This window comes from Micromonospora sp. NPDC048063 (genome assembly GCF_043202855.1).
GTDB lineage: Bacteria > Actinomycetota > Actinomycetes > Mycobacteriales > Micromonosporaceae > Micromonospora.
Genome location: NZ_JBIDBG010000002.1, coordinates 378,818 through 400,864, shown reverse-complemented (window position 1 = coordinate 400,864; position 22,047 = coordinate 378,818). Strand labels below are relative to the sequence as shown.

The 22,047-nt window shown below is 74.8% G+C and carries 24 protein-coding genes and 1 pseudogene; 11 read left to right on the top strand and 14 right to left on the bottom strand.

The genetic code is table 11. From position 1 onward, the window contains the following. Nucleotides 1–4 precede the first annotated feature (4 nt). Nucleotides 5–1,594, bottom strand: a complete 1,590-nt coding sequence (locus ACGFZ2_RS06630; RefSeq protein ID WP_393450823.1) for an MDR family MFS transporter — start codon at nt 1,592–1,594, stop codon at nt 5–7. A gap of 110 nt (nt 1,595–1,704) precedes the next feature. On the opposite strand from ACGFZ2_RS06630, the gene ACGFZ2_RS06625 reads away from it, so the two are divergent. Then, on the top strand, nt 1,705–2,298 hold the full coding sequence (locus ACGFZ2_RS06625) for a TetR/AcrR family transcriptional regulator (protein WP_393261228.1): 594 nt from the start codon (nt 1,705–1,707) through the stop codon (nt 2,296–2,298). Nucleotides 2,299–2,346: 48 nt separating this feature from the next. Here the strand turns inward: ACGFZ2_RS06625 and ACGFZ2_RS06620 are convergent, their stop codons facing one another. Together ACGFZ2_RS06620 and ACGFZ2_RS06615 are read right to left on the bottom strand one after the other, a co-directional pair. Beyond that, nucleotides 2,347–2,856, bottom strand: a complete 510-nt coding sequence (locus ACGFZ2_RS06620; protein ID WP_393261230.1) for a GNAT family N-acetyltransferase — start codon at nt 2,854–2,856, stop codon at nt 2,347–2,349. Then, a complete protein-coding gene (locus tag ACGFZ2_RS06615; protein WP_176737378.1) occupies nt 2,853–3,074 on the bottom strand; it encodes a biotin/lipoyl-binding carrier protein in 222 nt (73 codons plus the stop codon). The genes ACGFZ2_RS06620 and ACGFZ2_RS06615 overlap by 4 nt, the downstream gene beginning before the upstream one ends. Before the next feature lie 314 nt (nt 3,075–3,388). Between ACGFZ2_RS06615 and ACGFZ2_RS06610 the strand changes: the two genes are divergently transcribed. Further along, nucleotides 3,389–3,463, top strand: a complete 75-nt coding sequence (locus ACGFZ2_RS06610; protein WP_369700219.1) for a 50S ribosomal protein bL37 — start codon at nt 3,389–3,391, stop codon at nt 3,461–3,463. Between the two features lie 102 nt (nt 3,464–3,565). Here the strand turns inward: ACGFZ2_RS06610 and rsrA are convergent, their stop codons facing one another. From rsrA to ACGFZ2_RS06585, 5 genes are all read right to left on the bottom strand, one after another. Beyond that, a complete protein-coding gene (rsrA, locus tag ACGFZ2_RS06605) occupies nt 3,566–3,853 on the bottom strand; it encodes a mycothiol system anti-sigma-R factor (protein WP_350703776.1) in 288 nt (95 codons plus the stop codon). Between the two features lies 1 nt (nt 3,854). Beyond that, nucleotides 3,855–4,679 (bottom strand): sigma-70 family RNA polymerase sigma factor, encoded by an 825-nt coding sequence (locus ACGFZ2_RS06600; RefSeq protein ID WP_393261232.1) that lies wholly within the window; start codon nt 4,677–4,679, stop codon nt 3,855–3,857. 370 nt (nt 4,680–5,049) lie between these two features. Next, a complete protein-coding gene (locus tag ACGFZ2_RS06595; RefSeq protein ID WP_393450820.1) occupies nt 5,050–5,664 on the bottom strand; it encodes an alpha/beta family hydrolase in 615 nt (204 codons plus the stop codon). A gap of 82 nt (nt 5,665–5,746) precedes the next feature. Continuing rightward, nucleotides 5,747–6,139, bottom strand: coding sequence for a WhiB family transcriptional regulator (locus ACGFZ2_RS06590; protein WP_350683209.1), 393 nt, complete (start codon nt 6,137–6,139; stop codon nt 5,747–5,749). Nucleotides 6,140–6,335: 196 nt separating this feature from the next. After that, nucleotides 6,336–7,046, bottom strand: a complete 711-nt coding sequence (locus ACGFZ2_RS06585; RefSeq protein ID WP_393450817.1) for an SOS response-associated peptidase — start codon at nt 7,044–7,046, stop codon at nt 6,336–6,338. Between the two features lie 101 nt (nt 7,047–7,147). Between ACGFZ2_RS06585 and aroA the strand changes: the two genes are divergently transcribed. From aroA to ACGFZ2_RS06565, 4 genes and pseudogenes are all read left to right on the top strand, one after another. Then, entirely contained in the window at nt 7,148–8,449 is a 1,302-nt protein-coding gene (aroA, locus tag ACGFZ2_RS06580) for a 3-phosphoshikimate 1-carboxyvinyltransferase (RefSeq protein WP_350703784.1), read from the top strand. Between the two features lie 165 nt (nt 8,450–8,614). Beyond that, the gene (locus ACGFZ2_RS06575; protein WP_393451444.1) at nt 8,615–9,556 is read left to right on the top strand and encodes a ribosome small subunit-dependent GTPase A; all 942 of its coding nucleotides are present in this window, start codon (nt 8,615–8,617) and stop codon (nt 9,554–9,556) included. A 28-nt stretch (nt 9,557–9,584) separates the two neighbouring features. Beyond that, nucleotides 9,585–10,403, top strand: coding sequence for a histidinol-phosphatase (gene hisN, locus ACGFZ2_RS06570; RefSeq protein WP_393261241.1), 819 nt, complete (start codon nt 9,585–9,587; stop codon nt 10,401–10,403). Nucleotides 10,404–10,462: 59 nt separating this feature from the next. Beyond that, nucleotides 10,463–11,387 (top strand): annotated as a pseudogene (locus tag ACGFZ2_RS06565) (hypothetical protein). On the opposite strand, the gene ACGFZ2_RS06560 reads toward ACGFZ2_RS06565, so the two are convergent. Further along, nucleotides 11,342–12,541: a glycosyltransferase gene (locus ACGFZ2_RS06560; protein ID WP_393450814.1), complete on the bottom strand. Its 1,200-nt coding sequence runs from the start codon at nt 12,539–12,541 to the stop codon at nt 11,342–11,344. The pseudogene ACGFZ2_RS06565 and the gene ACGFZ2_RS06560 sit on opposite strands and share 46 nt — an antisense overlap. Nucleotides 12,542–12,754: 213 nt before the next feature. Here ACGFZ2_RS06560 and ACGFZ2_RS06555 point away from each other — a divergent pair, with 213 nt between their 5' ends. The 3 genes from ACGFZ2_RS06555 to ACGFZ2_RS06545 all read left to right on the top strand — a co-directional run bounded on the left by ACGFZ2_RS06555 (nt 12,755) and on the right by ACGFZ2_RS06545 (nt 15,215). Beyond that, the gene (locus ACGFZ2_RS06555; RefSeq protein WP_393450811.1) at nt 12,755–13,753 is read left to right on the top strand and encodes an SDR family oxidoreductase; all 999 of its coding nucleotides are present in this window, start codon (nt 12,755–12,757) and stop codon (nt 13,751–13,753) included. 59 nt (nt 13,754–13,812) lie between these two features. After that, nucleotides 13,813–14,538 (top strand): ATP-binding protein, encoded by a 726-nt coding sequence (locus ACGFZ2_RS06550; protein WP_393450808.1) that lies wholly within the window; start codon nt 13,813–13,815, stop codon nt 14,536–14,538. A gap of 104 nt (nt 14,539–14,642) precedes the next feature. Continuing rightward, on the top strand, nt 14,643–15,215 hold the full coding sequence (locus ACGFZ2_RS06545) for a DUF5709 domain-containing protein (protein WP_393261250.1): 573 nt from the start codon (nt 14,643–14,645) through the stop codon (nt 15,213–15,215). Between the two features lie 37 nt (nt 15,216–15,252). Here ACGFZ2_RS06545 and ACGFZ2_RS06540 read toward each other — a convergent pair whose 3' ends face one another. Together ACGFZ2_RS06540 and macS are read right to left on the bottom strand one after the other, a co-directional pair. Then, entirely contained in the window at nt 15,253–15,918 is a 666-nt protein-coding gene (locus ACGFZ2_RS06540; RefSeq protein WP_393261252.1) for a response regulator, read from the bottom strand. Between the two features lie 43 nt (nt 15,919–15,961). Next, nucleotides 15,962–17,113, bottom strand: a complete 1,152-nt coding sequence (gene macS, locus ACGFZ2_RS06535) for a MacS family sensor histidine kinase (protein WP_393450805.1) — start codon at nt 17,111–17,113, stop codon at nt 15,962–15,964. A gap of 111 nt (nt 17,114–17,224) precedes the next feature. Between macS and ACGFZ2_RS06530 the strand changes: the two genes are divergently transcribed. After that, complete coding sequence (locus tag ACGFZ2_RS06530) at nt 17,225–17,692, top strand: ATP-binding protein (protein WP_393261257.1); 468 nt, start codon at nt 17,225–17,227, stop codon at nt 17,690–17,692. A 121-nt stretch (nt 17,693–17,813) separates the two neighbouring features. On the opposite strand, the gene ACGFZ2_RS06525 is transcribed toward ACGFZ2_RS06530, so the two are convergent. After that, complete coding sequence (locus ACGFZ2_RS06525) at nt 17,814–18,752, bottom strand: ribose-phosphate diphosphokinase (protein WP_393296022.1); 939 nt, start codon at nt 18,750–18,752, stop codon at nt 17,814–17,816. Between the two features lie 91 nt (nt 18,753–18,843). On the opposite strand from ACGFZ2_RS06525, the gene glpK reads away from it, so the two are divergent. Further along, complete coding sequence (gene glpK, locus ACGFZ2_RS06520) at nt 18,844–20,328, top strand: glycerol kinase GlpK (protein WP_393261262.1); 1,485 nt, start codon at nt 18,844–18,846, stop codon at nt 20,326–20,328. Between the two features lie 33 nt (nt 20,329–20,361). Here the strand turns inward: glpK and ACGFZ2_RS06515 are convergent, their stop codons facing one another. Together ACGFZ2_RS06515 and ACGFZ2_RS06510 are read right to left on the bottom strand one after the other, a co-directional pair. Next, nucleotides 20,362–21,513 (bottom strand): hypothetical protein, encoded by a 1,152-nt coding sequence (locus tag ACGFZ2_RS06515; protein ID WP_393450802.1) that lies wholly within the window; start codon nt 21,511–21,513, stop codon nt 20,362–20,364. Further along, nucleotides 21,510–22,007, bottom strand: coding sequence for a SigE family RNA polymerase sigma factor (locus ACGFZ2_RS06510; RefSeq protein WP_350703809.1), 498 nt, complete (start codon nt 22,005–22,007; stop codon nt 21,510–21,512). The genes ACGFZ2_RS06515 and ACGFZ2_RS06510 overlap by 4 nt, the downstream gene beginning before the upstream one ends. Nucleotides 22,008–22,047 lie beyond the last annotated feature (40 nt).

Genomic DNA, 22,047 nt, shown 5'->3' with positions numbered 1-22,047 from the left:
CGGGTCAGGCGACGGGTGCCTTGCCGAGGGCGGCCTCGGCCTGCCCCTCGCCGGCGCCCTGCGGGGCCGGCGGCTCGTTGGCGGTCCGCAGCGGGATCTCCTTGATGAACCAGGCCAGCACCGGCACGGCCACGGTGAACAGCACCGCCCACCAGAAGACGTGCGAGATCGCGTCGGCGAGGCCGCCGAGCACCAGTTCCCGCGCCTGCGCCGGCAGGTCCTTGAGCTCCGCCAGGTCCATCGCGGCGCCGGCCTCGCCGCCGCCGCTGAACGCGCCGCCGGCCGGGGAGTCGGCCAGCCGGTTGGCGAAGATCGCGCCAAACAGCGAGATGCCGAACGAGCCGCCGATCGAGCGGAAGAACGTGGCGGCGCCGCTCGCCGCGCCCAGGTCCTTCTGCGCCACGCTGTTCTGCGCGATGAGCATCGAGGTCTGCATGAGGAAACCCATGCCGACGCCGAGCACGATCATGTAGAGCGAGGACTCCAGCTTGCCGGTGTGCACGTCGAGCAGGGTCAGCAGCGCCAAGCCCGCGGTCATCACCACGCCGCCCACGATCGGGTAGATCCGGTACCGCCCGGTCTTCGTGATCGCGCGACCGACCACCAGCGAGACCACCAGCATGCCGAACATCAGCGGAAGCAGCAGCAGCCCGGAGTTCGTCGCCGAGGCGCCCTGCACGGTCTGCTGGTACAGCGGCAGGAAGTTCATCGCGCCGAACATCGCGAAGCCGAGCAGGAAGCCGATCACGGAGATCAGCGCGAAGTTGCGGTTGGCGAAGAGCCCCAGCGGCAGGATCGGTTCGGCGGCCCGCCGCTCGACCAGACCGAAGACCACCAGCGCGACCGCGGCGAGCGCGGCCAGGCCGAGGATCTGCGGCGACACCCACGCGTACTCGTTGCCGCCCCAGGTGGTGACGAGCACGATCGCGGTGATGCCGACCGAGAGCAGCCCGGCGCCGAGCCAGTCGATCCGGTGCTCGGTGCGGTACTTCGGCAGGTGCATGGTCGTGGCGAGGACCAGCAGCGCGACGCCGCCCAGCGGCAGGTTCACGTAGAACGCCCAGCGCCAGGAGAGGTGGTCGGTGATGAAGCCGCCGACCAGCGGGCCGGCCACCATCGCGATGGCCATGATGCCGGCGATCATGCCCTGGTAGCGGCCCCGCTCCCGGGGCGGCACCAGGTCGCCGATGATCGCCATCACGCCGACCATCAGGCCGCCGGCGCCGAGGCCCTGTACCGCCCGGAAGGCGATCAGCTCGACCATGCCGTCGCCCGGCCCGCCGAACAGGTCGGAGCCGGCCATCCCGCACAGCGCCGAGCCGACCAGGAAGACGACCACCGAGGTGAGGAAGACGGACTTGCGCCCGTAGAGGTCGCCGAGCTTGCCCCAGATCGGGGTCGAGACCGTGGTGCCCAGCACGTACGCCGTCACCACCCAGGTGAAGTGGTCGAGCCCGCCGAACTCCCCCACGATCCGCGGTAGCGCCGTGCTGACGATCATGTTGTCGAGCATCGCCAGCATCATGGCGATCATCAGGCCGAAGAGCACGACCCGCACGTTGGGTCGTGCCGGTGCCTGGCTTGCCTGCGTCATGGGTAAGCTCCCCCGAGATGTGCCGCACTTACTTGCCGCCCGGCTAGTTAACTTACTAGCCGCACGGTAAGTTTGTCGGCAGGACCGGTCAAGCGAATTGGGTGGCAGACGTGAGGGAGAGCACAGGCGGCACGCGGGAGCGCATCAAGTCCGTCGCGCTGGAGCTCTTCACCGAGCAGGGGTACGAGAAGACCTCGCTGCGCGAGATCGCCGAACGGCTGAACGTGACGAAGGCCGCGCTCTACTACCACTTCAAGAGCAAGGACGAGATCGTCAGCAGCGTCGTCGAGGACCGGCTGGAGCTGATGGACGCCCTCATCGCCTGGGCCGAGTCGCAGCCGGCGAGCCGGGACACCCGGCGCGCCGTGATCGGCCGGTACGCCGACGCCATGTTCACCGGCGACGAGCCGTCGGTGATGCGGTTCTTCGAGCAGAACCAGACCGTGCTGAAGAGTCTCGCCGCCGGGCAGCAGATGCGCGGCCGGATGCTGCGGCTGGCCGAGATGCTCTGCCGGGGAGACGACTCGCCCGCCGCGCAGCTCCGCGCGATCCTGTCGCTCTTCGCCGTGCACAGCAGTTGGTTCGCGATCCGCACGCCGGGCATCACCGACGCGGAGCGGAGGACGCTCGCGCTGGAGATGGCCGACGAGCTGCTCGCCCCCATCGGGACCGGGCGCGACGCCGCCGCGACGGAGGCGCCCTGACGCCCGCCGCCCCGGCGGACACGCCGCCCCGGCCTGGCCCGGGCCGGATCAGGCGCCGGTGAGCTCCAGCCGGAGGGCGAGCAGTTCCACCCCGGCCAGGGGCGACCAGTCCAGCTCCGGCACGCGCACGAAGCCCCGGCGCCGGTAGAGCCGCTGGGCGGAGGCGGCGAAGCCGCTGCGGACGCAGATCACCACCGCCGAGCAGCCCAGCTCGGTCGCCCGGGACACGCACGCCTCGACCAGGGCCGCGCCGACGCCCCGGCCCTGCGCGGCCGGGTCCACGGCCAGCATCCGGAACTCCGCCTCGCCCGCCCCGGACAGCTCCGCGTACCGGCTGCCGGGGAGGACGAACGTCACCGATCCGAGCACCGCGTCGGTCTCCTGGTCGGCGGCGACGAGGACCTCGCCGTGCTCCGCCCGGGCCGCCACGTCGGCGAGCACGGTGGCGTAGCCGTGCTCCCCCTTGAGCTGACCGTCGGCCTCGTACGCGGCGACCGTCAGCCGGGCCACCGCCGCGAAGTCGGCCGGCCCGGCCCGGCGCACCGCGAGGCCGGTCAATCGATCACCGCGATGAGGTCCCCGTCCTGCACGACGTCGCCCTCGTTGACCGCGAGCTGCTTGACGACACCGTCGGACTCGGCGACGACCGGGATCTCCATCTTCATCGACTCCAGGATCACCAGCGTGTCCCCCTCGGACACGGTGTCCCCGGCCGACGCGACGACCTTCCAGACGTTCGCCACCATCTCGGCGCGGATCTCCTCGGCCATCTCCACGGCCCCTTCTCTCGCCTGTTGCCTGCCGACGTATCCAATCATGCGGACGCCCCGCGGCGGGCGTGGAGCGGTCGCGTCCGGATGATCCACTGTCGGGTCGGGCGTGCCCCGGCGTCCCGCCCGGCCGGAGTGCGGCGACGCGGCGAGGCGGCTGGCGTGTCGCGCGGCGCGCGTACGGCCGGCCGCCCCGGCGCACCACGACGGGTGCCGGCAGCACTAGCATCAGCGGGTCGGACCCGGCGCCGGGAGGACCGGTGCGTGCACCGGCGCCGAGGTCGTGCGCAGGCGGATCCGACCATCACGAGGAGGTCACCATGGCGAAGAAGGCCCGGAAGAAGAAGGCCCGGAAGAAGAGCGGCGCCAACCACGGCAAGCGCCCCAACTCCTGATCCGGCGGCCGGGCCCACGGCCCGGCGTCGATCAGACAGCGAAACGCCGGTGGCCCGGGTCGTCTCCGACCCGGGCCACCGGCGTTGCTGTCGGTGCCGGCCTCAGTCGGCCAGCTCCCGCGACTCGCTGTTCTCGAACACGACCAGCTCGGTCAGCCGGACCCGGAGCCGCTCCCGCAGCTGGTCGGGCGCGGTCTCGTTGCCGCAGCAGCGGGCGACCAGCGCCCTCACCTCCTGCTCGATGCCGTACTCGCGCAGGCACGGCCCGCACTCGTCGAGGTGGTAGCGGATCAGCGTGCGCCGCTCCTCGGCGCACTCCAGATCCAGGTAGAGGTAGACCTCCGCCAGCACCTCACGGCAGTCCGTCTCGTGCGGTTCCCCACAGCTCACGTCACACCTCCCGGCCGGCGGCAGCGGTTGAGCCCTTCTTCGACGACGCGGCGGTGAAGCCCCGCTCCGCGGCGTACTGCTCGAGCAGCTTGCGCAGATTACGTCGGCCCCGGTGCAGTCGCGACATCACCGTGCCGATCGGCGTGCCCATGATGTCGGCGACCTCCTTGTAGGAGAAGCCCTCGACGTCGGTGAGGTAGACGGCCAGGCGGAACTCCTCCGGCAACTGCTGGAGGGCCTCCTTGACGTCGCTGTCCGGCAGCCGGTCCAGCGCCTCGGTCTCGGCCGAACGCAGCCCGCTGGAGGTGTGCGACTCGGCCTCGGCGAGCTGCCAGTCGGTGATCTCGTCGGTCGGCGCCTGGATGGGCTGGCGCTGCCGGCGGCGGTAGGAGTTGATGTAGGTGTTGGTCAGGATCCGGTAGAGCCAGGCCTTCAGGTTCGTGCCCTGCTCGAACTGGTGGAAGGCGGCGTACGCCTTCAGGTAGGTCTCCTGGACCAGGTCCTCCGCATCCGCCGGGTTGCGGGTCATCCGCAGGCCGGCAGCGTAGAGCTGATCGACGAAGGGCATCGCGTCCCGCTCGAAGCGGGCCCTGCGCTCGTCCGTCTTCTCGGTGGTCAACCGCACATCCCCTCGCGTCGGATGCTTTCCCGCCGAGGATACGCGCACAGGCCTGCCCACAGATTCACTTCCGGCGGGTGTGCTCGTGCTCACCGCGGCCACGCCGACCGGCGGCGCCGTCGCGGGCCAGTCCGGAGCGCCCAGCAACTGCCGAAGCTGCCGCGCTCCCCGCTCGTCCCGTTCCCGGGCCTGCGTCTCGATCGGCACCCGGTCACCCCCCTCGCCAGAAATGTCGTCCGGGGGGTGCAACGGCACGGACGGGCGGGGCATTCCGGCCGGGCCTCCCGTTCCTGGTCCCGGCCTCGGCGGGACGCCGACGCTGGGACCAGAAAGGGCCTGGGAGGACCGGCGCCGCCGCCCGAACCGGGTGTCCGGCGCCATCCGATGCAACGACCCGCCGCGGCCACCGGACACGGCCGGCCGGAGCGTCACCCCTCCCCCGGGGCGCGTCCTCGCCCGCCCGCGGCGCGTCGGCCGCCCACCAACCGGGCCGCGCCCAGCGGGGCCGGGACGGAGGCTCGCGCCCACGAGCGGCGGGGACGGAGGTCGCGCGGGACGGGAAGGTCGCACGCCGGGGTCAGGGCCGCGCCCAGCCCTGGTCGCGCAGCCAGTCGCGCACCGCCGCGGCCGTGCCGGTCGGGTCACCCCGCAGGTCGTGCCGCTCCCCGGGTCGGGTGACCACGCGCACCGCGGGCCCGGGCTCCGGCACCCCGAACGGGTCGCGGTCGCCGTTGACCACCAGGGTCGGCAGGCCGGTCACCAGTTCCGAGGCTCGGGACCGCTCCGGGCGGCCGGGTGGGTGCAGCGGGAACGCGAGCGCGACCACCCCGGCGGCGCCGACCGCCCGCGCGGTGCGGCAGGCCACCCGCGCGCCGCTGGAGCGCCCACCCACCAGCAGGGGTACGCCGGGATGCCGCTCCCGCAGCACGGCGAGCACGGCGGTCCACGCCTCGTCGAGGTGCCCGGCCGGAGCCGGGGCGCGCCGGCCGGCCACGCGGTACGGCTGGGTCACCCGTGCCACCACCAGGCCCGCGCCGGCCGCCGCGTCGCGGAGCGCGAGCAGGTCGGGGGCGTCGACGTCACCGCCCGCGCCGTGGCCGAGCGCCAGCACAGCGGTCGGCGGACCGGTCGGCAGGTCCGTGGCGACCCGGGCGGGCCCGCGTGGGGTGGGTAGCTCGTCGGTCTCGGGCACCAGCCCATTCTGGGGCGTCCGGGACACGACGCGGGGCCGGCCCGCGTGATCGCGGGCCGGCCCCGGCCGGCTCAGTCGACGGTCAGCTCAGCGGCACCAGCGTGAGCAGACGGTCCCGGACCGGCGGACCCGCCTCGTCGGCGGCGTCCGGATCCGGTTGCACCTCGTCGCGCCAGGCGACCAGCATCGCCCGCCGCTCGCGCGGGGTCGTGCCACCCCAGACGCCGTGGCAGTCGCCCACGTCCAGCGCCCAGGCCAGGCAGGAGCCCTGCACGTCGCAACTTCGGCAGAGCGCGACAGCCGCGTCGGCCGGCTCGTTCGGCGCCGGAAAGAACGTTTCCGGGTCGACACTCTGACAGGTTCCTCTGGTCCGCCAAGCCTCGTCCTGTCGCCGCTCCCGCAACGCCCGCAGCAGTCGCGGATCTCGTCGTGCGGCGGCCACCTCGTGCGGGCGGGGCATGCGTGCCCGTGTCAATCCACCCACCTCCCCCGTGGGACCGGCAAGATCGGTGAGCGTCGTCCGCCCCGTGCGAGTCGCGCCCACTACCGGCGCTGTGTTCTATCGCACTTACGGACACGGGGACAAGCCTCTACGGCAAATACGGGTAAACGAGCGGGCGACGTTTCGCCCGCAACTCTGGCAAATCACGCCCGACAATGTGCCGCCGCTGTCAGAAAAGCGTCACTTCCTCGGGCGCGGCGACGCGGGCGACCGGCACCCTTGCGGTCAGCTCCGGCCCGTCGTTGCGCACGTTGCCCACCGCCGGCCCCACCGGACGGATCTCCAGCCGCGCCAGCCAGTCGAGCGGGGGCGGGGCGAGCAGGCCCGCCGGCTCGTCGGTGGCCGCCAGCCACGACCCCCACCGCGGCCGGGGCAGCAGCAGCGGCATGCGCTCGTGCACCTCGGCCAACTCGCCGAGCGCGGCGGTGGTCAGCACGCTGCACGTCAGCAGCGGGCCGCCGGGCCCCTCCCAGACCGACCAGATGCCGGCGAAGGCGAGCACGGAGCCGTCCAGCGGGGTCATGTAGTACGCCTGCCTGCCCCCGCCGGGCGAGCGGACCCACTCGTACCAGCCGTCGGCCGGAACGAGGCAGCGGCGGCGGGCGAACGCGCCGGCGTACGCCCGGCTGGTGGCGACCGTCTCGGCGCGGGCGTTGATCATGCGGGCGGCGCCGGCGGGCGACCGGGACCAGGCCGGCACCAGCCCCCAGCGCCCGACCGACAGCGCGCGGTGGCCCTCCGGGCTGACCCGCACCAGCGGCACCGGGTCGGTGGGCGCGACGTTGTGGTCGGGGTCGAGCCGGCCGCCGGTCTCGTCATGGGACTCGAACAGCGCGCTCAGGTCGCCCGCGCTCCGGGTCGTCGCGTACCTCCCGCACATGCCGCACACGCTAACCCGCCGGGCGTCGCCCGGCTGTCCCGCTGGCCGGGAGCCGGGACGGTGCCGGGCGTCATCCCCGGCGGACACGGCAGAATGTAACCGTGGGGAACCTGACCGCGACCCGGCCGCCGCAGCCGTGGACCGCTCCGACCGCCTCCGACCCGGTCACGGCCACGCTGCGCCTGCCCGGCTCCAAGTCGATGACCGCCCGAGCCCTGGTGCTGAGCGCGCTGGCCAGCGGTCCCTCGACCCTGGCCGGGCCGCTGCGCGCCCGGGACACCGAGCTGATGGCCGCCGGGCTGCGCGCGCTGGGCGCGCACATGTCGATCAGCGACGACGAACGCTGGCTGGTCCGGCCGCACCCGCTGGTCGGTCCCGCGCACGTCGACGTCGGCCTGGCCGGCACGGTGATGCGCTTCGTCCCGCCCGTGGCCGGCCTGGCCGACGGGCGGATCACCTTCGACGGCGACCCGCAGGCCCGCACCCGGCCGCTCGGCCCGCTGATCGGCGCGCTGCGCTCCCTCGGCGTACGCGTGGACGCCCCCGCCACCGGCAGCCTGCCGCTGACCGTGCTCGGCGGCGGGCGGGTGGCCGGCGGCGAGGTGGTGATCGACGCCTCGGCCTCCAGCCAGCTCGTCTCCGGGCTGCTGCTGGCCGCCCCGCGCTTCGACCGGGGCGTGGTGGTCCGGCACGTGGGTCCCCCGGTGCCCTCCGCGCCGCACCTGCGGATGACGGTGCAGATGCTGCGGGCCGCCGGCGCGGCCGTCGACGACAGCACCCCCGACGTCTGGGTCGTCGAGCCGGGCCCGCTGGCCGGGCGCGGCTGGGAGATCGAGCCGGACCTGTCGGGCGCCGTGCCGTTCTTCGCCGCGGCCCTGGTCACCGGCGGCGAGGTGACCCTCCAGGGCTGGCCGCGCAGCAGCGCGCAGCCGGTGGAGCAGCTCCGCTCGCTGCTGCACCGGATGGGCGGCGAGGTGACCCTCTCCACCGCCGGGCTGACCGTCCGGGGCACCGGCACGGTGCACGGCCTCGACGCCGATCTCTCCGACGTCAGCGAGCTGACGCCCGCGCTGACCGCGCTGGCCATGCTCGCCGACTCGCCGTCCCGGTTCACGGGCGTCGGTCACATCCGGGGCCACGAGACCGACCGGCTGACCGCGCTGGCGCGGGAGTTCGCCGCGCTCGGCGCGGACATCACGGAGTCCCCCGACGGGCTGGAGATCCGGCCCCGGCCGCTGCGCGGCGGGGTGTTCGAGACCTACCACGACCACCGGATGGCGCACGCGGCGGCGGTGGCCGGCCTGGCCGTTCCGGGCATCGAGCTGAGCGACGTGGCGTGTACCTCGAAGACGATGCCCGAGTTCCCGGCACTATGGTCGGCGATGGTGACCGGCAAGAGCTGACACGACGGGGGGCGGGTCCTGGCGACCAGACGGCGGGAGTACGACGAGGACGACGTCCGGGTACGACCCGGGAAGTCGTCGCGCCCACGTACGCGCACCAGACCCCGGCACGCGGACGCCGTCGACGGCTTCGTGATCGCCGTCGACCGGGGCCGCTACACGTGCGTGCTGCCCGACGCGGAGCCGGACGCGCCCACGGTCACCGCCATGCGGGCCCGGGAGCTGGGCCGCAAGTCGGTGGTGGTCGGCGACCGGGTCGGCCTGGTCGGGGACACCTCCGGCGTGGCCGGGGCGCTGGCCCGGATCGTCCGGATCGCCGAGCGGACGTCGGTGCTGCGGCGCACCGCCGACGACGACGAGACCACCGCCGAGGGGCGGCTGGAGCGGGTGGTCGTCGCCAACGCCGACCAGTTGGTGATCGTCAGCGCGCTGGCCGACCCGCCGCCGCGCACCGGGTTCATCGACCGCTGCCTGGTGGCCGCGTACGACGCCGACATCGAGCCGCTGCTCTGCCTGACCAAGGCCGACCTGGCCGGCCCCGAGGGGGTGCTCGGCTACTACGCCGAACTGGAGCTGCCGTACGTGCTGATCCGGCCGGACTCCGACCTCGACGCCCTGCGCAGCCTGCTCGCCGGCCGGATCTCCGTCATGGTGGGGCACTCCGGGGTGGGCAAGTCGACGCTGGTCAACCGGCTGGTGCCGGACGCCGCGCGGGCGGTCGGCACGGTCAGCGCGATCGGCCGGGGCCGGCACACCTCCACGAGCGCGGTGGCGCTGCGGCTGCCCCCGCTGCCCGGGGATTCAGCGCACGGCGGGGACGCCGCCGCGCCGCGACCCGGAGGCGCCGCCGGCTGGATCATCGACACTCCGGGGGTGCGCAGCTTCGGGCTGGCACACGTCTCCGCCGACAGCCTGCTGCACGGCTTCCCCGACCTGGTGGAGGGCACGGTCGACTGCCCCGCCAACTGCCCGCACACCCCGGAGGCTCCCGACTGCGGGCTCGACGCCTGGGTGGCGGCCGGCAAGGCGGACCCGCGCCGGCTGGCCTCGTACCGCCGGCTGCTCGCCTCCCGGGCGGGCGAGGGCGACCCGCCCGCCGGGGCGTGAGGCCCGGGCCGTCGGTAGGTTGGGGCACGTGACCGGGTACGCCGACGACCTCGCCCTCGCCCACCTGCTCGCCGACGCCGCCGACGCCGTCTCCACGGCCCGGTTCCGGGCGCTCGACCTGCGGGTCGACGCGAAGCCCGACCTGACCCCCGTCTCCGACGCGGACACCGCCGTGGAGCGGGAGATCCGGGCGCTGCTGGCCGCGCACCGGCCGGCCGACGGCCTGCTCGGCGAGGAGTACGGCGAAGAGCCGGCCAGCGGCCCGGACGGCCGGCGCTGGGTGGTCGACCCGATCGACGGCACGAAGAACTTCATCCGCGGCGTGCCCGTCTGGGCCACCCTGATCGCGCTGCTGGAGGGGGACCGCCCGGTCGCCGGCCTGGTCTCCGCGCCGGCCCTCGGCCGCCGCTGGTGGGCCGCGCTCGGCGAGGGCGCGTACGCGGGGCCGGACGCCGCCGGCGGCGCACCCATCCGGGTCTCCGGCGTCCGGGACCTGGCCGACGCGAGCTTCTGCTACTCGTCCCTGACCGGATGGGAGTCCGCCGGCCGGCTGGACGCGATGCTCCAGCTCATGCGGGACACCTGGCGCAGCCGGGCGTACGGCGACTTCTACGGCTACATGCTGCTCGCCGAGGGCGCGCTGGACGTGATGGTGGAGCCGGAGCTGTCGCTGTGGGACGTCGCCGCGCTGGTGCCGATCGTCACCGAGGCGGGCGGGACGTTCACCGACCTGGCCGGCCGGCCCGCGCCCTCGGGCGACGCCGGCACCGAGAGCAGCGCGGTGGCCAGCAACGGCCCGCTGCACGCCGACATCCTCGCCCGGCTGGGTCGGCCAGCCGAGCACTGACCTCCGGCAACCTCTATCCTCGCCAGGTGGTCTCCTCCGGGTGGTGCTTCCTCGCGGCGATGATCGTCGCGTACGGCGTCGCCAACCTGCTCCAGTCGGTCGCCGCCGCCCGCACCACCGTGCACCACACCTTCGACCCGGGGCTGCTGCTGCGGCTGGCCGGGCACCGCACCTACCTGGTCGGGCTGGTCTGCCAGGTCGCCGGGTTCGTGCTGGCCTTCCTGGCCCGGCGGGACCTGCCGCTCTTCCTGGTGCAGGCCAGCGTCGCGGCCGGGCTCGGGGTCACCGCCCTGCTCGGCGTGCTGGTGCTGAAGTGGCGGTTGCCGGCGGCCGAGGTGGCCCTGCTGGTGCTGCTCTTCGCCGGGATCTCCGCGCTGGTGCTCTCCGCCCGGCCCGCGCCGTCCAAGCCACTCGGCACCGCCGGCATGATCGCCCTGGCGGTGGTGCTCGGCGTGATCGCGGTGCTCGGCTTCTTCGCCGTACGCCTGCACGGGGCGCCGGGCTCGGTGGCGCTCGGCTCGCTGGCCGGGCTGGCGTTCTCCGCCGCCGCGGTGGCCGCCCGACCGCTGGCCTCGGCCTCCACGGCGGAGGCGCTCGTCCGGGACCCGCTGCTCTACCTGCTGATCGCGCACTCGATCGTCGGCCAGCTCCTGCTCGGCCTGGCCATGCAGCGGGGCTCGACCACGGCCGCCGTGGCCGCGATGGACGCCGCCGGGGCGGTGCCCGCCGCGATCGTCGGCCTGCTGCTGCTCAACGACAAGATCTGGCCCGGCCGGGAGTGGCTCGCCGCGGCCGGGTTCCTGGTCACCCTCGCCGCGGTCATCGGCCTCACCCGGTACGCCGAACCCCAGCACCACCACGCGGTGGCCGGGGCACGGGACCGGGCCGTGGTCGGCGTCGGCCGCCCGCTCTGAGGCACGGGGCCGGCGGGCGCTCCCTCAGGCCGCCTCGACCGGCTTGCGGCGGCGCACCACCCGCTCGTAGAGCCGCTCCAGCGCGCCCGCCGTCCGCTCCCAGGTGTAACTGCACCGCACCCGGTCGACGGCGGCGTGCCCGTACGCGAACCGTCCGGCGTTGTCGGAGAGCAGCCGGCGCAGGGTCACGCCGAGGACGCGCACGTCGCCCGGCGGCACCAGCCGCCCGGTGACCTCGTCGACCACCGCGTCGGCGATCCCGCCCATGGCGTAGCCGACCACCGGCACGCCGCAGGCCATCGCCTCCAGCGACACCCGCCCGGCGGACGAGTAGTGCGGGGTGCAGGCGACCACGTCGGCCGAGCGGTACCAGGTGGCCATCTGCTCGTGCGGCACCGCGCCCACCAGCGACACCTGGTCGGCCACCCCGTTCCGCTCGGCCAGCTCGCGCAGGCGGCGGGCCTCGGCGTGGCCGGCGAGCTGCTCGGCGGGCGGGCCGCCGGCGATCACCAGCTCGGCGTCGCCGACGAGCCGCATGGCCCGGATCAGGTCCTCCTGGCCGTGCCCGGCCGACAGTCCGACGGAGAGGATCCGGGCCCGCTGGTCGCGGGGCGCGGCCTCGCCGTCGGGGTGGAACTGCTCGGTGTCGACGCCGGCCGGCACCATCGCCACGGAGGCGCGTTGCAGCCCCATCCGGGTCAGCTCGTCGACCTCGTCGTTGCACTGGGCGACCGCGATGTCCACCGCCCGGGTCAGCGCCCGCTCCAGCGGGATCCGCTCCCCCGGGCCGTCGTACTGGCCGCCGAGGTGGCGCAGTTGCTCGACACCGAGGGAGTGGAAGGTCTGCACCACCGGGGTGTCGGTCTCGCGCACCGCGTGCGCCGCGGCCAGCCCACCGATCCAGTAGTGCCCGTGCACCACTTCCGGCTGCCAGTCGCCGGCCCACCGGTCCGCCAGCCAGGTGCCGAACTCGGCCACGTGGGGGACCAGCTCGGCGGTGGGAATCGGGGCGGCCGGGCCGACGGGCACCCGCTCCACCCGGTAGCCGTCGACCGTCGCCGTGTCCGGCAGGCCCGGGTCGTCGCGCCGTTCGTACACCCGGACGTCGTGGCCTCGCGCGGCCAGCTCGGCGGCGACCCTCGCGATGTGCTGGTGGGTGCCGACGGTCGGAGCGTCGGCACGCCTGGGCGGGCCGGCGTGCGCGCAGACGAGGCCGACGCGCATGGGTCACCTCCATGCGATCTTCTCGAGCGGTGGTCCTCGGTCAGAGGGTCCCATTAACCAGACCCTCGGGAGCCGAAACCTGGCAGATCGGGAAGAGCCCGGCGGGTGCTTGCGTGACGGCAAGCATCGCGTGCGGGTCACACGTCACCCACCGACCGTCATCCGACCCACATTCGGCCGCATGACCCCTGCCAGCCGGGGTACCGCCCAGGAATGCCTCTCACCCGCAGCCTCGCCGACGCCACCGTAGTGCTCACCGGCGCCTCCAGCGGGATCGGGACGGCCACGGCGTACGCCCTCGCCCGCCGCGGCACGGCCGTCGTGCTGGCCGCCCGCAGCGAGCCGGCCCTGGGGCAGGTCGCGCAGCGGTGCCGGGAGCTGGGCGGGCGGGCGCTGGTCGTGCCGACCGACGTGACCGACCCGGCGGCCGTCGAGCGGCTCGCCGCCCGCGCGGTGGCCGAGTTCGGCCGCATCGACGGATGGGTCAACAACGCCGCGGTCAGTGCGGTCGGGCTCTTCGACGAGATCCCGGTGGAGGAGTTCCGCCGGGTGCTGGAGGTGAACCTGCTCGGCGCCGCGTACGGTACCCGGGCCGCCCTGCCCCACCTCGGCGCGGCGGGGGGCGGGGTGCTGGTCAACAACGCCTCGGTGCTGGCCGAGGTGGCGATGCCCTACCAGTCGGCGTACAACGCCACGAAGCACGGCATCCGCGGCCTGGCCGACACGGTCCGCCAGGAACTGCGGGTCACGGGGCGGGGCAACATCTCGATCTGCACGGTGCTGCCGGCCACCATCGACACCCCGTTCTTCCGGCACGCCGCCAACCACAGCGGGCGGGAACTGGTGCCGCCGCCCCCGGTCTACCCGCCGGAGGTGGTGGCGGAGACGATCGTCCGGATGCTGCGCCGGCCGCGGCGCGAGGCGTACGCCGGTGGGGCCGCCCGGCTGATCGGCCTGCAGTGGCGGGTCGCCCCGGCGCTGGCCGAACGGGCCCTCGGCTGGTACGCCCACCGCACCCAGTTCGGACCGGCCCCGCGGCTCGACAGCACCGGCAACGTCTTCCAGGCCGACGCGGCGGCGCGGCGCGACGGCGGCTGGCACGGCCGGCGCCGGCACCTGGTGCGGATGACCGCCGCCCTCGGGCTGGCGGCGGCGGGAACGGCCGTCGGGACGGTGGCGGCGATGGCCCGCCGAGCGCGGACGGACCGCTGATGCGCCGGGCCGAGCGGAGCGGTGCGGGGCCCGGCCCGGGAGGGCACAATGGGACGATCATGCCGACCGACGTGCGCTGCCGGGTGGAGACGGACGAGTCGTCCGGGGTGGTCCGGCTGACCGGCGTCCTCGACCGGCTTGCGGTCGACACGGTGCGCGCCGGGCTGCTCGCCCGGCTCTGCGCCCGGCCCGGCCCGGTGGTGGCCGACCTGACCGGCCTGGAGATGCCCGATCCGGCCGCCCGGGGCGTCTTCGCGGAGGTGCGCCGGGAGGTCCTCGACTGGCCCGCCGCCGACCTGCTCCTCTGCGACCCGACCGGCACCGTCGACGGCGCGCCGGCCTGGCCGACCCTGGAGGGGGCGACGGCCGGGCTGGCCGCCGCGCCGATGGCCGCGGTGGTCAGCGCCGACTTCCCACCCGCCGTGGAGGCCGCCCGGGAGGCCCGGCACCTCGTCACCGAGGGCTGCCGCCGCTGGGGGCTGGACGAGCTGGCCGAGCCGGGGTGCATCGCGGTCACCGAACTGGTCGGCAACGTGGTCGCCCACGCGCACACCGCGATGACGGTGCGGCTGGCGCCCCGGGACGACACCCTGCACCTCGCCGTGCGCGACCACTCGTCGCGGCAGCCGACCTTCGCCGGGCCGGCGCCGGTGGACACCGTCGGCGGGCGCGGCCTGCTGCTGATCGACACCGTCGCCCGCCGCTGGGGCAGCAGCCGGGTGCCGGACGGCAAGGTCGTCTGGTGCGTCCTGCACGCCGCGGACGAGGCCGGCCTCGGCGGCTGACCGCCGCCCCGATCCTCCCCGTCCGTCCCGGAAGGCGACGCTTCCGCCCGGATGGCCACGCCCGGCACCGGTTACGCCGGGAGGGCAGTGGGTAGTGGTCAGCCATGCGCGACGACCAGTACCCGACCCCCGTGTCCGACCCGGAGGCGGAGGGCCTGCCCGACACCGCCGACGACGACTCGACCGCCAACGACGACGTCCTGACCGGGCGCGAGGCGGACGGACCGGAGCCGGCACAGCTACCCGCCGACCGGACGCCGGTGGCGGTGGACCGGTACGGGACCACCGCCGAGGAGCAGCTCGACGGCGAGTCGCTGGACTACAAGCTCGACCGGGAGCAGCGCGAACGCCCGGCCGACGACCCGCTGGCCGGCCCCGTCGACCCGGACATCGCCGCCGAGGCCGACAGCGAGGAGGCCGCGGCGCAGGCCCAGCTCGACGCGGACGTGATCGAGCCGGGGCCCACCTCCGACCCGGACTCGCCGGTCTCCCTCTACGACCACGGCAAGCTCGGCACCACCGCCGACGCCCAGGTCGGCCGGCTCGTCGAACCGGACGAGGGGGCGCACACCGACCAGGAGACCGACTCGGTCGCGTACGACGCCGGGTCGGCCGGCGGCGGGGCGAGCGCCGAGGAGTTGGCCATCCACGAGACGCGCCCGCCGCACTCGGTCTGAGGCGGCCGGAGGGCTGTCGGCGTGGTCCGGCAGCCCTTCAGTCGTCCAGGCCCCGCTCGATCGCGTACCGGGTCAGCTCGACCCGGTTGTGCAGCTGGAGCTTGCCCAGCGTGTTCTGCACGTGGTTCTGCACCGTACGGTGCGACAGCCCGAGCCGGTCGGCGATCTGCTTGTAGGACATTCCCTTGGCCACCAGGCGCAGCACCTCGGTCTCCCGGTCGGTGAGCCGGGGCGCCGGGTCCCGGCCCGCCGTCGGGGCGGCCCCGACCGGGGCGGCGGCCAGCCGGCGGTACTCGCCGAGGACCAGGCCGGCCAGGCCGGGCGTGAAGACCGGCTCCCCCGCCGCCGTCCGGCGCACGGCGTCCAGGAACTCGGCCGGGGCGGCCGACTTCACCAGGTAGCCGGTAGCGCCCGCCTTCACCGCGTCCAGCACGCTCTGCTGCTCGCCGCTGGCCGACAGCATCAGCACCCGCACCTCCGGCAGCGCGGCGCGCAGCCCACGGATCACCTCCACCCCGGAGACGTCCGGCAGTTGCAGGTCGAGGACCACCACGTCGGGCCGGGCGGCGGCGGCCACCCGGACGGCCTGCCGGCCCTCGCCGCTGGTGGCGACGACGACGTGGCCGGCCTCGGTGAGGTCCCGGGCCACCCCTTCCCGCCACATCGGGTGATCGTCGACCACCATCACGCGCACACCCGTCATGAGCCCATCTTCGTTCGCGACCCGCGGGGCTCGCAGACCCGGCTCACTCCTCGCGCGCACCGTCGCTCCCCCTCGGGACGGTCAGTTCCACCTCGGTACCGGCACCCGGCGCGGAGGTGATCCGCACCGTGCCGCCGAGGTCGGCGAGGCGGCCCCGGATGGACCGCGCGACGCCGAGCCGCCCCTCGGCGGCGGCCTCGGCCAGGCGGCCGTCCGGGAACCCCGGCCCCTCGTCGCGGACGGAGACCGTCACCGTCGCCCCCTCGTCCTCGATCAGCACCCAGGCCCGCCCGTCCGCGTGCCGGGCGACGTTGTCCAGCACGGCGGCGGTCGCGGCCACCAGCTCGTGGGCCACCGGCCCGGGCAGCGGCACCGGGGTGGCCGGCGCGGAGAGCGAGACCGCCGCCGAGGCGTACCGGCCGACCAGCGCCCGCAGGTCCACCGGCCCGCCGTCGGTGTCGGCGCCGGCCGGCGCGGTGCCGGCGATCAGGGCGCGCAGCGCGGCCTCCTGCTCCCCCGCGAGCCGGGCCAGCTCGCCGGCCTCGCCGTCCAGGTGGGCGCCGCGCCGCTGCACCAAAGCGAGCACCTGGAGGACGCCGTCGTGGATGTCCCGGGCCAGCCGCTCCCGCTCCCGGGTCGCCGCCTCCAGCTCCACCGCCCGGTGCAGCCGCTCCTCGGCGGTCACCGCCAGCCGGGCGACGTGCCCGACGACGGCCCCGGCGAGCAGCAGCAGGATCACCCCGGTGAGCGAGGACTGGCCGAACCGTTCGCGGGTGACGAGGTCCGCCGCGCCGATCGCCAGGGCGGCCACCGTGCCCCGGCGCCGCCCGCCGGAGACGGCCCAGGCGAGCACCGGGCCGGCCAGCCAGGCCACCGCCAGGGTCGGCACCCCGGCGGCGAGCGCCGCACGCCCGACCACCCACGGGCTGACCAGCAGGATGCCGAGGACGACCGCGAGGTCCGCGGCGAGCAGCGGCCAGCCCCGCCGGGCCGGGCGGGCGTAGCCGACGGCGGTCACCCCGGTCCAGGCCGCCATCAGCAGGACCACGCCGCCGGCCGCCAGGGGGTGGGCGTACCGGTCGAAGTCCCGGAGCGCCAGCACGCAGACGTACGCCAGGGAGGCCACCCGGAACACGGCGACGGCCCGCCAGAGCGGGACCTCGAAACCACCGGGCGGCGTCGGCACGGTCGTCACGATGCCACAGCCCGCCCGGCGACCGACGGGCTGGCGGATGCACGCCGGGAAGCGCTGGCGTACGGTGGGAATTCCGCAACAAGTTCTGTGATCCGCTGTCGGGACGGGGCCATGACGAGTGCAGAATCCCCGGTACCGCGTACGGTTGTGCCCATCGAACCTTCCCTCCTGATCGCCGAAGCCTTCGACCAGGCCCAGGTGACCGAGTTGCGACACTCGGTCACGTCCTGCGCGCACCACGCCGGGCTGGCCGGCCAGCGCCTGGACGACTTCGTGCTGGCGGTCAACGAGCTGATCACGAACGCGGTCCGGCACGGCGGGGGCCGGGGCTGGCTGCGACTGTGGCGGCAGTCGGGCCTGCTCGTCTGCGAGGTCTCCGACCACGGCGGGGGGATCAGCACGCAGCGGCTCGGCGACCGGGCCCGCCCCGCACCGGACACCGCCGGCGGGTGGGGCCTCTGGTTGGCCCGGGAGTTGAGCGACAGCATGGAGGTCGAGACCGGTGCCGCCGGCACGACCGTACGGATCAGCGCCGCCGTCGGCGCCCCCGAACACATCGGCCGCCACCGCCGCGACTGACCCCTGCCCTCCCTCCCCCGGCCCCGGCCCGGCGATCTTGCACTTTCGGCCCTCGAAATGCGCGCCTTGCCCGATTCACCGGGGCGACAAGTGCAAGATCGCGGGAGTGGGGAGGGCGGGGTCAGGAGAAGAGGGCGCTGACGGACTCGCCGTTGTGGATGCGGCGCATCGCCTCGGCGAGCGCCGGAGCCACCGAGAGGACCGCCAGCTTCGGCACCCGCTTGTCGGCCGGGATCGGCACGGTGTTGGTGCAGACGATCTCCAGCACGCCCTCCTGCTCGCTGAGCCGCTGGAGCGCGCCGCTGGAGAAGAGGCCGTGCGTGCAGGCCAGCCGGATCGAGCGGACCTTCCGCTCGCGCAGGTGCTCCATCAGCTCGATCACCGTGCTGCCCTTGGCGATCTCGTCGTCCAGCACGATCACGTCCCGGTCGGCCACGTCGCCGATCACCGCGCTGATCTTGACCCGGTCGTCGCTGAACCGCTGCTTCGCCCCGGCCGCCACCGGCGTGCCGAGCCGGCGGGCGAACGCCGCGGCCTCCTTGGCGTTGCCCAGGTCCGGCGAGACCACCACCGTGTTGCTCAGGTCGTAGCGGGTGAAGTGGGCGGCCAGCTCGCGCAGCGCGTGCAGGTGGTCGACCGGCACGCTGAAGAAGCCGTGCACCTGGGGCGAGTGCAGGGTCATCGCCAGCACCCGGTCCGCCCCCGCCGAGGTGAGCAGGTCGGCCACGAGCCGCCCGCCGATGGAGATGCGCGGCGCGTCCTTCTTGTCCGACCGGGCGTACGCGTAGTGCGGCAGCACCACGGTGATCCGGCCGGCGGAGGCGCCCCGGGCCGCGTCGATCATGAGCAGCAGCTCGACCAGGTTCTCCTGCACGGGCGGGACCAGGGGCTGGATCAGGAAGACGTCGCGCTCCCGGCAGTTGGCCTGCAACTGCACTTCCAGGCAGTCGTTGGCGAACCGGGACACCCGCACCGGGTGCAGGGGCACACCGAGGTGGGCACAGATCTCGGCGGCGAGGTCGGGATGGGCGGTACCACTGAAAACGGCGATGTCGCGCACGTCCGCACATCGTACGGACGGCACCCGGGCCGGGCCCCGATCGGGGCCGCGCCGGTCGGCGGAGCGCGGCCGGTCCGGGTACGGTGCTGCCGTGACCCCCCAGTACGTCGCCGCCATCGACCAGGGCACCACCTCCTCGCGGTGCATCGTCTTCGACCAGGCCGGGGAGATCGTCTCCGCGGCGCAGCGGGAGCACCGGCAGATCTTCCCCCGGCCCGGCTGGGTGGAGCACGACGCCGAGGAGATCTGGGACAACGTGGAGCTGGTGGTCCGGGAGGCGCTGCGGGCCGCCGGGACCGACGCCGCCGGGCTCGCCGCCGTGGGCATCACCAACCAGCGGGAGACCACCCTCGTCTGGGACCGGGCCACCGGGCGGCCGGTGGCCAACGCGATCGTCTGGCAGGACACCCGCACCGGGCCGCTGCTGCGCGAGCTGGCGCAGGCGTACGGCGAGGAGTGGTTCCGCTCCCGCACCGGCCTGCCGCTGGCCACCTACTTCGCGGGGCCGAAGCTGCGCTGGTTGCTGGCGCACGTCGACGGGCTGCGCGAGCGCGCCGAGGCCGGCGAGGTGCTCTTCGGCACGATGGACAGCTGGCTCATCTGGAAGCTGACCGGCCGGCACGTGACCGACGTGACCAACGCCAGCCGCACCATGCTGATGGACCTGACCACCCTCGACTGGGACCCGGAGCTGCTCGACGCGATGGGCGTGCCGGCCGCGATGCTGCCGGAGATCCGCAGCTCCGCCGAGGTCTACGGGGAGGCGACCGGGGTGCTGGCCGGGGTGCCGGTGGCCAGCGCGCTCGGCGACCAGCAGGCCGCCCTGTTCGGGCAGACCTGCTTCCAGCCGGGCGAGGCGAAGTGCACCTACGGCACCGGCAGCTTCCTGCTGCTCAACACCGGTGCCAGCCCGGTCCCCTCCGCCCACGGCCTGCTCACCACGGTCGCCTACCGCATCGACGGCCAGCCCGCCGCGTACGCGCTGGAGGGGGCGATCGCGGTCACCGGCTCGCTGGTGCAGTGGCTGCGGGACAACCTCGGGCTGATCTCCACTGCCGGTGAGGTGGAGGAGTTGGCGGGCACCGTCGACGACAACGGCGGCTGCTACGTCGTACCGGCCTTCTCCGGCCTGTTCGCCCCGCACTGGCGCAGCGACGCGCGGGGCGTGATCGCCGGGCTGACCGGCTACATCACCAAGGGGCACCTGGCCCGGGCCGTGCTGGAGGCGTCGGCGTGGCAGACCCGCGAGGTGGTCGACGCGATGAACGCCGACTCCGACGTGGCGCTGCGCCGGCTCCGGGTCGACGGCGGCATGACCGCCAACGGGCTGCTGATGCAGTTCCTCGCCGACGTGCTCGACGTGCCGGTGGTCCGCTCCCGGATCACCGAGACCACCTGCCTCGGCGCCGCGTACGCGGCCGGCCTGGCGGTCGGCTTCTGGCCGGACCTGGCGACGCTGCGCGCCCAGTGGCGCTCCGACGCGCAGTGGGAGTCGACCATGGATGCGGCGCACCGCGAGCGCGAGCTGCGCAACTGGCGCAAGGCCGTCGAGCGCACCCTGGACTGGGTCGACTGACGACACCGCGACGGGCGCGGGCGTCGGTCGGGATCAGTCGGGCAGGTCGTGGGAGAGGGAGTAGCCAGTCTTCATCGGTCCCATGATGTTCCTGAGCAGCGACATGGTCAGTTGGGCCCGGCTCGCCCCGTTGTCCAGCCCCCGCGTGCAGCCGTTCCAGTTGACCCGCACCCACACCTCTTCGCCCTGGTGCCGCACCAGGAGCAGGGCCTCGTAACCGAGCGGGTCTGGCGGGGCACAGGCCAGACCGGGAGGCGCGGGGTTTCCCCCGGGGCGGGCGGCGTTCAGCGCGGCGGCGAGCGCTGTCGCCTCGGCGCCGGAGAGCCGGGCCGACGCCTCGATCCGGTCGCGCCGCTCCCTGTACGAGTCCAACGATCCGTAGGAGCAGACGGAGATCGAGGACGGATCGCCCGGCACGAAGGGCATCTGCTTCTGATCCTCGGTGGTCTGCGCCGTCGGCGGGCCCGGCGACTTCTGCCCGGGCAGCGGCGCGGGAGCGACCGGCACGAGCCGGGTCGGGCAGCCGGCGTGGTCGGTCTCCACCAGCCGGAAGCTGTCGAGGATCCGCCGGGTGGTGGCCTCGTCCCGGGTCCGCACGGTCACCGCGACCTGCCGCCCGGACACGGTCACGGTGCCGGCGAACCGCCCGTCGGGCAGCCGCCCCTCGGCACGGACGGCGAGCACCCCGCCCACGTCGACCGCCCGCTGGACGAACCCGGCACCGCCGGGCTGACTCGGTTCCATCGGCCACTGGTCGAGGACGGCGATCTCCTTGTCGGCCGGCTCGGGACTCCAACAAGCGCGCTCCACGGTTTTGCCCCGCACCACGCTCGGCGCGTCGGTCATCCCGCAGCCGGAGTCGTTGACGGCCCAGTGCGCCGGCACCCGGATCTCCGCGCCGAGGGAGCTCTCCCAGCGCCAGTCGGCGGTCGCCGCCCGGTCCTCCGCCGCCGTGTCGACCGCCGAGGGCCGGGCCGGGCGCTCGCCGGTGAGCGCCGGAACCACCCCCGCGGTGACGAGCACCGCCACGGCAGCCGCCCCGGCCCCGGCCGCCCGGGCCCGGCGACGCCGCCGGGCCACCCGCGCCCGCACCGCCCCGGTCAGGTCTCCCCCGCCCTCGTCGGCCTCGGCCTCGTGGCTGAGGAAGGTGTCCCGGACCAGCGTCTCGACGTCGTACCGGCTCATGGCAGCGCCTCCCGATCGATCGTGGGCACCGTGGCCCGGAGCGTGGCGAGGGCCCGGGCAGCCTGCGACCGCACGGTGGCCGGGGCGCAGCCGAGGACCTCGGCGATCTGGGTGTCGGAGAGGTCCTCGTAGTAGCGCAGCACCAGCACCGCCCGCTGGCGGCGCGGCAGCCGGCGCAGCAGCGCCCAGGCGGCGTCGCGCGCCGCGTGGCTGCCGGCGTCGTCCGGGCCGGCCGCCCCGTCAGCGGGGGCGGCCACCGGCAACTCACGCGAGGAGAGCCGCCGCCACCAGCGCAGGTTCTCGTTGACCAGGACCTGCTTGAGGTACGCCTCGGGCCGGCTCATCCCGGCCACCCGCGCCCACCGCACGTACGCCTTGGCCAGCACCGACTGCACCAGGTCCTCGGCCTGGTGCCGGTCCCCGGTGAGCATCAGCGCGAACCGCAGCAGGGCTCCCCCGCGGGCGGTCACGAACTCCTCGAACGTCGGCTGCATGGCACCTCCGCCCAGGAAAGTCCGTGGGGTGGCCGAGGTG